The 12,291-nt window shown below is 65.1% G+C and carries 12 protein-coding genes; 7 read left to right on the plus strand and 5 right to left on the minus strand.

The window, feature by feature from the left end:
• From RCH10_RS03285 to RCH10_RS03310, 6 genes are read left to right on the plus strand one after another with little or no spacing between them, the layout of a single operon-like run.
• The gene (locus tag RCH10_RS03285; RefSeq protein WP_409051256.1) at nt 1-2,592 is read left to right on the plus strand and encodes a DUF2169 domain-containing protein; all 2,592 of its coding nucleotides are present in this window, start codon (nt 1-3) and stop codon (nt 2,590-2,592) included.
• Nucleotides 2,589-3,638, plus strand: a complete 1,050-nt coding sequence (locus RCH10_RS03290) for a pentapeptide repeat-containing protein (RefSeq protein ID WP_409051257.1) — start codon at nt 2,589-2,591, stop codon at nt 3,636-3,638. The genes RCH10_RS03285 and RCH10_RS03290 overlap by 4 nt, the downstream gene beginning before the upstream one ends.
• 31 nt (nt 3,639-3,669) lie before the next feature.
• A complete protein-coding gene (locus RCH10_RS03295) occupies nt 3,670-4,323 on the plus strand; it encodes a DUF3540 domain-containing protein (protein WP_323498872.1) in 654 nt (217 codons plus the stop codon).
• A 10-nt stretch (nt 4,324-4,333) separates the two neighbouring features.
• Nucleotides 4,334-4,729: a DUF4150 domain-containing protein gene (locus RCH10_RS03300; protein ID WP_187053293.1), complete on the plus strand. Its 396-nt coding sequence runs from the start codon at nt 4,334-4,336 to the stop codon at nt 4,727-4,729.
• A 51-nt stretch (nt 4,730-4,780) separates the two neighbouring features.
• Nucleotides 4,781-6,433, plus strand: a complete 1,653-nt coding sequence (tagH, locus tag RCH10_RS03305; protein WP_409051258.1) for a type VI secretion system-associated FHA domain protein TagH — start codon at nt 4,781-4,783, stop codon at nt 6,431-6,433.
• A 34-nt stretch (nt 6,434-6,467) separates the two neighbouring features.
• Entirely contained in the window at nt 6,468-7,259 is a 792-nt protein-coding gene (locus RCH10_RS03310; RefSeq protein WP_409051259.1) for a PP2C family protein-serine/threonine phosphatase, read from the plus strand.
• 81 nt (nt 7,260-7,340) lie between these two features.
• Here RCH10_RS03310 and RCH10_RS03315 read toward each other — a convergent pair whose 3' ends face one another.
• The 5 genes from RCH10_RS03315 to tssA form a co-directional block, all read right to left on the minus strand.
• A complete protein-coding gene (locus RCH10_RS03315) occupies nt 7,341-7,907 on the minus strand; it encodes a hypothetical protein (RefSeq protein WP_409051260.1) in 567 nt (188 codons plus the stop codon).
• 48 nt (nt 7,908-7,955) lie between these two features.
• Nucleotides 7,956-8,438 (minus strand): type VI secretion system tube protein Hcp, encoded by a 483-nt coding sequence (locus RCH10_RS03320; RefSeq protein WP_323498868.1) that lies wholly within the window; start codon nt 8,436-8,438, stop codon nt 7,956-7,958.
• A 106-nt stretch (nt 8,439-8,544) separates the two neighbouring features.
• Entirely contained in the window at nt 8,545-10,038 is a 1,494-nt protein-coding gene (gene tssC, locus RCH10_RS03325; protein WP_323498867.1) for a type VI secretion system contractile sheath large subunit, read from the minus strand.
• 42 nt (nt 10,039-10,080) lie between these two features.
• A complete protein-coding gene (gene tssB, locus RCH10_RS03330; RefSeq protein ID WP_409051330.1) occupies nt 10,081-10,599 on the minus strand; it encodes a type VI secretion system contractile sheath small subunit in 519 nt (172 codons plus the stop codon).
• Between the two features lie 51 nt (nt 10,600-10,650).
• Nucleotides 10,651-11,691 carry a type VI secretion system protein TssA gene (gene tssA / locus RCH10_RS03335; RefSeq protein ID WP_409051261.1) on the minus strand — a complete coding sequence of 347 codons (1,041 nt, stop codon included), beginning with the start codon at nt 11,689-11,691 and terminating at the stop codon, nt 10,651-10,653.
• Between the two features lie 137 nt (nt 11,692-11,828).
• On the opposite strand from tssA, the gene tssJ reads away from it, so the two are divergent.
• A complete protein-coding gene (gene tssJ, locus RCH10_RS03340) occupies nt 11,829-12,290 on the plus strand; it encodes a type VI secretion system lipoprotein TssJ (protein WP_409051262.1) in 462 nt (153 codons plus the stop codon).
• Nucleotide 12,291 lies beyond the last annotated feature (1 nt).

Here is a 12,291-nt window from a genome sequence, read left to right on the forward strand (position 1 = left end):
ATGTCGCTTGGGTTTTCGAGCCGCGCGATCGAATACCGAAAACGCTACGGCATGTACGTCACGCACTATCTGCACGTGCCTTTCGTTCAGGGCAGCGCCGGCCGTTTGTGGGGCGAGCAGTCGCTCTGGAATTTTTTAGCGCGCGAGATGGCGCTGCCGCTGCTCGACGAGGGCGTGGCCAAGCTCACGCCCGAGTTTCTGGTGCACGGCCATGCCTATCCGCAGCCGTCGGAGGCCGCGGGCTGCGCGGTGCGCGTGCGCGTCGGCCATGTCGAGAAAACGCTGCTGGCTTTCGGTGAGCGCTGGTGGGATGGCGACCGGCCGCGTGCCGTGGCCGCGGCGCCCGAGCGCATCGCGCTGGGCTGGCACAACGCCTATGGCGGTGCCGACTACGCACTGAACCCGCTTGGCAAGGGCCGCCAGGCCGTCAACGGCGTGCGCCTGCTGCCCAACATCGAACTGCCGGGATCGCGCATGCTGTCGCCGCAGTCCGAGGTAGTGCCGGCCGGCTACGGCCCGCTCGACACCTTGCACCCGCAGCGGCTCGCCTACCGTGGCACCTACGACGCCGACTACCTCAAGGCCCATGCGCCGGGCTTTCCGCCGGACCTCGATTGGAAGCACTTCAACATGGCCCCGAGCGACCAGTGGTTCGATGCGCCGTTGCGCGGCGACGAACCGTTTGCGCTCAACAACCTGCACCCGGTGCAGCGTCGGATCGAAGGCCGGTTGCCGGGCCTGCGCGTGCGCACCTTCGTCAACTATGCGATCGGCGCTGCCACCAAGCTGCGCGAAGTGCCGATGCGCCTGACCACAGCGTGGTTCTTTCCGCATGCCGAGCGCATGGTGCTGGTGTTCCACGGCATGGCCGAATGCGCGGAGGACGACGGTGCCGACATCCTTCAATTGCTCGGCGCGGTCGAGCGCATCGGCGAGCCGAAGACCGATGCGCACTACATCGACGTGCTGGCCCGGCGTGCCGACCCGAAGCACGGCGGTCTCGAAGCATTGAACGATGCCGACCTGCTGCCCGAGGGCATCGACACCGCCGACCCCGAAGCCACCGAAGCCGAGCAGGCCTTTGCGATGGAAGGCCTGCAGGGCGCAGCGCAGCGCCGCCGTGCGGAGATGGACATCGCCGTCGCGCGCGAAAGGATGACCGCCGAAGGCAAAGACCCCGGCGCACTCGCATTCACCCTGGCGCCGCCTGAACCCAGACGCAGCATGGGTGAGCTGCCGGCCTATCTCAAGGCCAAGCAGGAAGAAGCCCAGGCGCAGCAATGGGCCGCGATCAGCGACATGGCCGATCAGCTTCAGCGCGTGCTCGATCTCGAAGAGGCCGGCGAGATCGATATGGCAAAGCTGGTGCACCGCGGACCACCCGACTACAACGCCGAAGCGCATCTGGCCGCGCTGGATGCGCAGCGCGCTGCGGGCCTGGTGTTCGACCGTCGTCCCGTTGCGCAAAAGCTGGCGCAGCGCGAAGGCGCCGAGCGACTCGGCTACCTGCAGGCGGCGCATCTGCAGCCGCCCGCGTATCCGCAGCAGGGCGAAGTGGCGGCACGCGGCCGCGCGCTGATGCAGTGGATGCTGGCGCGCGGGCTGCGGAGTTTTCCGGGCATCGACTTGACGGGAGCAGACCTGTCGGCGCTCGATCTGCGAAATGTCGACTTCACCGATGCGTGGTTGGAAAGCGCGAACCTGCAAGGCGCCAACCTGTCGGGCGCCAACTTCACGCGGGCGGTGCTCGCGCATGCCGATCTGCAGCGCATGCTGGCGGTCGGCACCGACTTCAGCTACGCCAACCTGGGCCGGGCTCGCCTGGCCGGCGCGGTCTTCGACCAGGCGCAACTGGCAGATGCCGTGTTCATGCATTGCGCGCTGGCCGACACGCACTTGCGCCGCGCCGTCATAGTCAACGCCAACCTGCTGAACACGTCGTGGGGCCACGCCGACTGGACCGGCGTCGAAGCCGCGGGCAATCTGTTCTACAAGCTCGACATGCAGGGGCTGCAGGCCGGCGAAGCCAACCTGGCGGGCGCGACCCTCGTCGAGTGCAACCTCAGCGGCGTGGACCTTCGTGGTGCGCGGTTGCCGGGCGCGAGCTTCGTCAGTTGCCGGCTCGATGGTGTGCGGCTGGCCGGCGCGCAACTCGACGGCGCGGTGTTCACCAAAGACTGCTCGCTGGTCGGCGCCGACCTGTCGCATGCCAGCCTGCTCGCAGCCAACTTCGGCGAGGTCGACCTGCGAGATGTGTCGCTGGTCAAGGCGCGGCTGGCCGGCGCCAACTTCGGCTCGGCCCGCCTCTCCGGCTGCGATGCGCGACTGGCCAGCGCCGAGGGCGCGTTGCTGCGCAAAGCGGTGCTCACCCGTGCTCGCCTGGCAGGCGTCAACTTCAAAGACGCCATGCTGCAGCACGCGGATTTGCGCGGTGCTGACCTGCGCGACGCCAACCTCTTCGGAGCCGACATCTCGCGGGCCCGGCTCGATGCCGATGTGCGCTTCGACGGCGCATTGCTCGAGCGCGTGCGCAGCTGGCCGCGCCTCACCGCCGAACAACAGGCACGGCACGCGGCCGCGCATCCACTGTGAAAGCCGAGCATCTTTCGCTGGCGGTCAGCATGGGCGAGACCATCGACGGTCTCGACCTGCGCAAAGGCCAGTTCGCGAAGATCTTCATCGGCGGCGGTGTCTTCACGCAGGCGCAGCTCGACGAATGCGACTGGCGTGAAGCCGACGCGCGTGAAAGCGTGTTCGACCGCTGCAAGCTGCAAGGCGCGATGTTCAACGGCGCCAATCTGCGGCGCGCGGTCTTCAACCGGTGCGAGCTGGCGCACGCCGATTTTCGGAATGCGCATCTGCACGGCGCGACCTTCAGCGAGTGCACGTTGACGCATGCGCAATTCGCTGCGGCATGGCTCGGCATGGCGACGTTTTCGCGTTGCCGGCTCGACCACGCCAGCCTGGCCGGCGCCACGCTCGAATCCGCGGTGATCACCGGCTGTTCGCTCATCGACGTGAATGCCGACGACAGCGAGTGGAAGCACACCTGCGTGCTGCAGTGCGACCTGGCGCAGCTCACCTGGGCGGGTGCGCGCATGACGCGTGCCGTGTTCACCAAGACCGCGCTGATCGGCAAGTCCTTCGCGGGTCTGGTGCTCGATGGTTGCCAGTTTTCATTCGCCGACCTGACAGGTGCCGACTTTGCCGGTGTCTCGCTGAAGCAATGCAACTTTCAGGGGTCGGTGTTGGACGGCGCTCACTTCAACCACGCGGTCGGGCCGCATGCGCTCTTTTGCGGCGCGCAGGGCGAGGGCGTCGATTTCTCCAACGCCAAGCTGCGGCAGGCGCTCTTCACGGCTGGGCAGTTTCCGTCGGCGCGTTTCGATGGCGCCGACCTCTACCAATGCCACTTCGCCAACGCGAACCTGGCCGATGCGAGCCTCGCCGGTGCCGAACTCACCTACGCCGACTTTCGCCATGCCGACCTCAGTCGCGCCGACTTGCGGCAGGCGACGATGTTTCGCGCCGCGTTGCACGGCGCACGGACCGACGAAGCGCAGATGACCGACCGCAGCCGCGCGCTCGAAACCGACCCTGAACTGGCGCGTGCCGAACGCTGGACTGCAAGCGCCTGACGCCACCTTTATGCTCTTTCCGGAGATACCTATGACTGCCACTGTCGTTTCGAAACCGCGCCGCCGAACGGCCGTGCGCCACGCTGCGCCGACGCCTGCGCAGAGTTGTGTCGGCGTCATCACCGCCGCTGACGCGAACGGAATTTCGGTGAGCAGCGGCAGCCTGCAGGCCCGCGGCCGGCGCGCTGCGAGTTGCCTGCTCGAACCGGCCGTCGGCGACACCGTGGCCTGCTTGCTGGTGGCGCCCGACGAAGTCTGGGTGCTCGCTGTGCTGCAGCGTGAAGAGGGCACGGCCAACGTGCTGCGCTGCCACGGGCCGACGCGCATCGCGGTCGACGGCGGCGCGCTGACTTTGGCCGCGCCGCATCTCGCGCTCGAAAGCGAGGTCTTTTCATTGCGCGCAGCCAAGGCCAGTGTCGCCGCCGACGATGCCGAACTCGTTGGCAAGAACCTGCACGTGATCGGCACCGCGGTGAAGCTGGTCGGCTCCGTGCTGTCGACCGTGTTCGAGCGCGTCACCCATTTCAGCCGCAACCACTTGCGCACCACCGATGGCATCGACCGGGTGCAGGCGACGCATGTCGAATGCGAGGCCGAGCAGCTGGCGCGCATTTCGGGCCAGCATCTGCTGCTCAACGGACAGAACCTGGTGAAGGCGCGCGGCGGCCAGATCCACTTCGGTTGAGGGCGCGGCCATGTTCGCCAACTGCCAGCTCATGGGCACCGACATGGGGTTTCCCGATGTCTGCATGACGCCGGCTGCGCCGTCGCCGTTGCCGATTCCCTACCCGAACATCGCGATGGGCCCGATGGCCATCCCCAACTGCCCGACCATCCTCATCATGGGCATGCCGGCGCACAACCTGGGCACCAGCATTCCCATGACCAACGGCGACAACGCCGGCGTCGTGATGGGCGTGGCCTCAGGCACGGTGATGGGACCGAGCCGGCATTTGACGGCTGCGTTCACCGTGTTGTTTCAGGGTATGCCTGCCACGCGCCTGACCAGTGTGTCGCTGCAAAACAGCACGAACTGCCCCGGTGTAAGGGCCGTGCCGAGTCAGGCGCTGGTGTTGCTGCTGTCGCCGTGACACCATGCTGTTTCAGGTCAGATATTCACAGATTGCAGCAGGAGTGAGTTCGTGATTCGAGTCGTTGTGGTTTCACATCAAGGCGGGCCCGTCGGGCGCGCGCTCGAAGGGCGTTTCGGGCCGGAAGGCGGCACCATCGGGCGCGCTTCGACCAACACGCTGGTGCTCGACGACCCGGACCGCACCGTGTCGCGGGTGCATGCGCAGATCGTGTGCCGCGGCGATGCTTTCTTCATCGTCGATCGCGGCAGCAATCCGATGCTGTGCAACGGCCGGTCGCTGGGTGCCGGCAACGAGGTGCCGATGGCCGATGGCGATCGCCTGGTGATCGGCGGCTTCGAGCTGAAGGTCGAGGCGCAGCAATCTTCGGGCTCGGCGGCTCTGGCGGCTTCGGCGGGGAACGGTTTCGGCGACGACCTTGGGCTGTTGGGCGCTGCGCCGAATGCGGCGGCGCACGACGACGATCCGTTCGCCGACCTGCTGGCCGGTCTGGGTGCGCCGACCGCACCGACCGCACCGACCTCACCTGTGCCTTCGCCCGCACGGGCAGCCGCACCTTCGTTCCCTTCCTCCCCGTCCACCGATTCACTGCTGTTCGCCAACCCGCTGGAATCCGGACCGAGCCGCGGCGGCCCGACCGGTGCCGATCCGTTCGCCGACCTGCTCGGGCCGGACTCGAGCGCTCGATCTGGTGCTACGCCAGGCAGTTCCTCCGCAGATCGATCACCGGGCGCGCTGGACGATTTCTCCGACTTGGGGCTGAGGCCGGCCGGCAAAGCTGCCGGCATCGACGACCTGTTCGGTACCGGTGGCGGTCTGGGCGGCGACCCGCTCGCGTTGTCGCCATTGGCCGACCCGCTGCTGCAACCCAACACTGCGAGCAATGCCGATCCGTTCGCGGCGTTGCAGGGCAAGGCGAAGCCGACCGCGGCGCCGCGCAGCGACCATGTGCAGATTGGTAACTTCGGCTATGCGCCGCCGGTGGCAGTGGTGCATGCCGCGATGCCCGTGCCGATGCCCGCGCGTCCGCGTCCGCGTCCGCGTCCGCTTCCGCACGCACCAGCGCCGCAGTTCGACGACCAAACCGGCTCGCCGGTCGGCAACGCCACCTCCGACGCTGAACTGCTGGCCGCGCTGCTGCGCGGACTGGGCGGCCTGCACAAAGAGCCCCCGGCGCTCACGCCGGAGTTGATGGAGCGCATCGGCATCATCCTGCGCAGTGCGACCGAGGGCACGCTGCAACTGCTGCTGGCGCGCCAGGAGCTCAAGCGCGAAGTGCGGGCCGAGGTCACGATGATCGCGTCGCAGGCCAACAATCCGCTCAAGTTTTCACCGACGGTCGAGGTCGCGCTGGCGCATTTGCTGGGTGACGGCGTGCGCGGCTTCATGCCACCGGAGGTCGCCATGCGCGATGCGTTCGACGATTTGCGCGCGCATCAGTTCGGTGTGATGGTCGGTATGCGGGCAGCCCTGGCGCATGTCATCGGTCGCTTCACGCCGGAAGAACTGGAAAAGAAGATCGCGGCCAAATCGGCGCTCGACAGCCTCTTCGCTGCGAACCGCAAAGCCAAGCTGTGGGACCAGTTCGTCGCGCTGTACGGCGGCATCGCAGCCGAGGCCGAAGACGACTTTCACAGCCTGTTCGGCAAGGCATTTCTGGAAGCCTACGAAGCGCAGATGGCGCGGCTCCGGGCCACCGTATAAATTCATAGCAAATCCACGACAAGAGGAATCCGGTTTGGAAATCGAAATCGTCACGCTGTCCAAACAGGGCGGGCGTCCCTACAACGAAGACGTGCACGGGCATTGGCACGACGATCGCTTCGTCGCGTGCCTGGTGGCCGACGGTGCAGGCGGCCATGGCGGTGGTGATGTCGCGGCCGCCACCACGCGCAGCAGCGTGCTCGGCGGCTTCGCTGCGGCACCATCGATCGGCAGCGACGCATTGCGCGCGCTGCTGGAGCGCGCCAATCTCGACGTCGTCGCGCGCCAGGCCGAGGGCGGCAAGCTGGCGGCGATGCGCTCGACCGTGGTGCTCGCGGTCATCGACCTGCACGACGATCAACTGGCCTGGGCGCACAGCGGCGACAGCCGGGCGTATCTGTTTCGCGCGGGCGCATTGGTGGCGCGCACCACCGATCACAGCCTGGTGCAGCAGATGGTGGCCGGCGGCATGATCGATGAGGAGGGGGCGCGGCTGCATCCACAACGCAACATGCTGTTGTCGGCGCTCGGCTCCGTCGACGAGGCGCCGGAGATCAGCGTGTCCGCGTCGATGCCGCTGGCGCCCGGCGACGTGCTGCTGATGTGCAGTGACGGCGTGTGGGAGCCGCTCGGCGACGAGTGCCTGCTCGAAACGCTGCAGGCCTCGCGCAACCCGAGCCAGTGGGTCGAGTTGCTCGACCAGCAGATCAAGGTGCGCGCCAAGCCGGGGCACGACAACTACACGGCCCTGGCCGTCTGGTTACGTGAGGACGACGAAGACACGCGCCGCATGCCGGTCGTTGCGGACCAGCCCGACGCAAGCTGAGGCCCGTGCCCGGGGCGACTCACCAGGGCGGCGATCACCGCCACGCTGCCGCGTTGCGACAGGTCCTTGTGGCGTGCCGCATCAAGGCGCCTTGGGGCGGTAGGCCGTGATCGTGCCGGTGACGCTCACGTCCGTTGTCACCTTCACCGTCGCCAGTTCCATCTTGCCGTTATCGGATCGCTTCATCGACTTCCGGGTGCTCGTCTCTTTGATCGGTGCATCCTTCCAGCGGATCACGCTGGCCTTCACTTTTTCGTGGTGGCCCTTGTCGTTCTGTTCGAGAACGGTCAACTCACCGGCGCCGGTGTTCTTGCTGACGATCGACGTGTGGTGCGGATGCCCGATCGTCGTCTCGACGGCGTCTTCGGACTCCAGTCCGTCCGCGAAGGTAACGGTGGTGGTGGTCGTCTTCGTCATCTCGTAGTCGCGGTACTGGAGCACGTCACCGGGCAGCACGTCTTTCAGGTCGACCTCGTCGCCCCACACGTAGTCGGCATCGCTGTCCGTGGGCCCGCCGAAATCCGACGATGCGCCGGCCCCTGCCTTCTTCAAAGCGCTTTCCGCGAGGTCCCAGCATTCGCCGGCCCCCACGCTCTTGCCGACGTGGCCGCTGGCCCACTGCAAGATCTTCTGATTCAGTGTTGCCATGGCGTCTTCCTCGGTGCGGGACGGCTTTGCGACTTGAACCTCCGTGACTCAAACCTTCTTGTTCGCCGCGATGTCCCAGCCCGCCGTTTTGGCGGCATCGCCCGTGCCGTCGGCTTTTTGCGGAACGTATTCGAACTTGAATTTCGAAAAGTTCAGCGAGATGTTTTCGGTGAGGCGGTCCTCGCCACCGCTGCCGCCGGTGGCGACATGCGCGACGATCAGGTTGCTCAAGGTGAGCTTGATGTACTCGAGCGGTTCTTTGCCGGCCTTGCGCACCACGAACACCGCCTCCTTGATGTGCTCGCCGTTGCAGCACGCCAGTAGCAGCGCATGGGAACTCGCGTCGATGTACTTGGTAAAGGAAAAATCTTGAACGGAAACCTTGCCGCTGCCGCCGCCGCCGCCCATGTGGCTGGTGCCCGACTGGCTGGCGCCCCAGCTCCAGGACATGACATCGATTTCCTTCTTGTGCTTGTCGTCGGACGACTCGCCTTCTACGCCTTCGATCTTGATAAACATGTCTACAGCCATGATGGTCACCTTTCAGTTGTGTTGTGAGAAACAGATCGACTTCCGTGCCGACGCAGCTACAGGGATAACGACTTCAAGTCCCTGAATTCAAAGACTCGCGACAAATTTATTTGGCCCCTTTGGCGGAGGGAAGCTTGGAGACCAGGCGCAATGAAACGGTGAGTCCTTCGAGCTGGTAATGCGGCCGCAAGAAGAACTTGGAGCTGTAGTAACCGGGATTGCCTTCGATCTCTTCGACCACCACCTCGGCCGCGGCCAGGGGCTTTTGCGACTTGGTTTCTTCCGAGGAGTTGGCTGGGTCGCCATCCACGTAGTTCATGATCCATTTGTTGAGCCAGCGCTCCATGTCCGACTTCTCCTTGAAGCTGCCGACCTTGTCGCGCACGATGCATTTCAGGTAGTGCGCAAAGCGGTTGCAGGCAAACAGGTAAGGCAGGCGCGCGGCCAGGTTGGCGTTGGCGGTCGCATCCGGGTCGTCGTACTCCGCAGGCTTGTGCAAAGACTGCGCACCGATGAATGCGGCAAAGTCCGAGTTCTTGCGGTGGATGAGGGACAGCAAGCCGGCCTTCGACAATTCGGCTTCGCGCCGGTCGCCGATGGCGATTTCTGTCGGGCACTTCTGGTCGACACCGCCGTCATCGCTCGGAAAAGTGTGCAGCGGCAGGTTCTCGACCGCGCCGCCCGATTCGATGCCGCGAATGCGCGAGCCCCAGCCATAGAGCTTGTACGAGCGATTGATGTTGGTCGCCATCGCATAAGCCGCATTGGCCCATGCGTATTTGTTGTGGTCGGCGCCGGCAACGTCTTCCTCGAAGTCGAACTCTTCGATCGGATTGGTCTTGGCGCCATAAGGCGTGCGCGCGAGGAAGCGCGGCATGCACAGGCCAAGGTACTTGGAGTCGTCGGAGTCGCGCAGCGAGCGCCAGCCGGCGTACTCGGGCGTGCCGAAAATCTTGGTGAGGTCGCGCGGGTTCGCGAGCTCCTGCCACGACTCCATTTGCAGGAGGTTCGAACTGGCGCCGGTGATGAAGGGCGCGTGCGCCGACGCAGCGATCTTCGCCATTTCGCCGAGCAGTTCCACATCGGGCGGGCTCTGGTCGAAGTGATAGTCGCCCACGATGGCGCCGAAGGGCTCGCCGCCGAACTGGCCGTATTCCTCTTCGTAGACCTTCTTGAACATCGGGCTCTGGTCCCAGGCCGCGCCCTTGAATTTCTTCAGGTTCTTGTGCAGTTCCTTCTTGGAGATGTCCATCACCCGGATCTTGAGGAACTCGTCCGACTCGGTGTTGTTCACCATGTAGTGCAGGCCGCGCCAGGCACTCTCGAGCTTCTGAAATTCGTCGTTGTGCAGGATCTGATTGACCTGCGCAGTGAGCTTGGCGTCTATCGCGGCGATCATGGCCTGGATCGACTTGGTCACGTCCTTGCCGATGACGGTGCTGTTGCTCAGTGCCTGTTGCGCGAGTGTGAGCACGGCGGCTTCGACGGCACTCTTGGCCTCGTCGCTGCGCGGCTTGAATTCCTTTTGCAGCAGTGACGAAAAATCGCTGCCGGCAAACGCGACATCTTTCAGCGCGCCTTGTTCAAGTGCTTCTGCCATGGTGCTTTCTCCTCGTTGTCCGTTGAATGGGTAAGGCGTTGCTCAGGCAGCAGGCGCGCTGTCTTCAGGCTTCTTCGTCGCGGCCAGCGTGGCCAGCAGGGCCGGGTCTTCGAGCACCTTGGCCAGCAGGTCTTCGGCGCCGCCCTTGCCATCCATGTAGGTGACGAGGTTCGACAGTTGCGTGCGGGCTTCGAGCAGTTTTTTGAGCGAGTCGACTTTCTTGGCGATGGCGGCTGGCGAAAAGTCGTCCATGTTCTCGAAGGTGATGTCGACCTTGAGGTCGCCTTCGCCGGTGAGCGTGTTGGACACCGAGAACGCGGCGCGTGGTTTCATGGCCTTCATGCGCGTGTCGAAGTTGTCGGTGTCGAACTCCAGGAACTTGCGATCGCCGACCGGGGCCAGCGGGTCGGCGGGCTTGCCGGACAGGTCGGCCAGCACACCCATCACGAAGGGCAACTGCACCTTCTTTTCGGCGCCATAGAGCTCCACGTCGTACTCGATCTGGACCCGGGGTGCCCGGTTGCGGGCGATGAATTTCTGACTGCTCTTGGACATTGAAATCTCCTTGCGGATGGTGTGCGGGTCGTTGAAAAGTGTTGAAGAAAAAGGGCGCTAATCGGAACTCGGCCGCTTGCCGGTGACGGTCTCGATGGTGTCCATCGCGTTGGGCGCGAGGTTGGCCATGATTTCGAAGAAGTCGACGCCGATGAGCTTCTTGGCGCGCTCGATGAGCAGCGGCGCCGGGTTGCCGGGTTCGGCCTGTATGAGGTAGCTGATGACACGGTCGAGCATGTGCAGCGCGTCTTGCCGCGTCGTGATTTCGCCGCGCGCTACAGCCGGCGATGCGGCAGTTCCGGACGCGGCGGTTTCGGCTTCCGTTGCTGGCGCGACGTCGGCTTCAGCCTGCACTGGCGACCCGACCGCACTCGCTGCAACCTTGTGGAGCAGATTGCCCAAGCTGCGCAACCCGTCCATATCGACGGCGTCGTGGCGGCCAGTGCGTACGCCGAGCAGCTCGTGTAAGGCCGCGATCGTCGCGCGTACCTCGAGCAGCGACTGCAGGGCGGCCGGATGCTCGGTATGAATCTCTTCGAGCGCACCCTGGATCTGCGCAGTCGAATACGTGGGCTCGCCCCCTGCGGCGCCGATCAGGTTGTGCGCGATCGCGATGTCGCGCACGCGAATGGCGCCGACACCGCGCGCTACGCCGACTCGCGCGTCGTACAAGTCGCGCAGCACCATCGCATCGTCGGTGAGTGGCATCAGCGCGTTGAGGCGCATCGTCGGATCGTTGTCGTCGTCGGCATCCAGCTTTGGATGTATGCCGTCCCAGTACGTGTCGAGCAAGCCGGTCAGCAAGCCGAGGCCCGACGCGAAGCCCGGCATGCCGTCGAGTCGCGTGGCGGCGCGCAGCAGCAGCATCGCGGCGCGCAAGTCCTTCGATCGTCGCAACACCGCATCGGCCTGTTCGGCGACCTGCCGCCAGTCGGGCTCGACGGCTGGAATGACGGTGTCGCCGAACTGCTGCTCCGCCTTGCCTTGCGCCAGCGATGCCAATGCCGTGAACGCCGGGTCGTACTCCAGATCGTCGCCGCAAGGAGAGGCTTCGTTGATGGGGCGTTGCAGCGCTTCGACGAGTTCGGGGGTCAGCATGTTGCCTGTTCGAGTTGACTGGTGATAATCAAAGATGCCTATGAACGGGTCAATGCAACGAAGGGAATAGCATGCGATCGCCTGGTACACACCGTTTGCCCTATGGTCGGTTTTCCATAGCGACCCTGCGGCGCCGCATGACCGCATCGGGCGTGTTGCTCGCGGGCCTCGCGCTCGCCGGTTGCAGCGCACCTCCTCCTCCGCCCAAGCCGGTGGTGACGCAGGTCTCCATGACGTTGACTGCAGGCCCCGACGCCAATCCCGATGCGCGCCTGCGCCCGTCGCCGCTCACGGTTCGCGTGTATGCGCTCAAGTCGCCGGGACCTTTCGAGAGCGCCGACTTCTTCTCGCTGTTCGAAAAAGACCAGGCCACGCTCGGCGCTGAAATGGCGCAGCGCGAAGAAGTTTTGCTGCGACCTGGCGAGAGCAAGAAGCTCGAAATGACGTTGGCCGCAGACGTCAAGGTCATCGGCGTGATGGCGGCGTATCGCGACCTGGAGCGCGCGCGCTGGCGTGAGGTCAAGGTGCTGCAGGTCGGCAAGCCGCTGGTGATGACGGCGACCTTCGGAGCGCGTCAGATCACCATCGATCCGAAGTGAG

This window comes from Variovorax sp. GrIS 2.14, from assembly GCF_046115955.1.
GTDB lineage: Bacteria > Pseudomonadota > Gammaproteobacteria > Burkholderiales > Burkholderiaceae_C > Variovorax.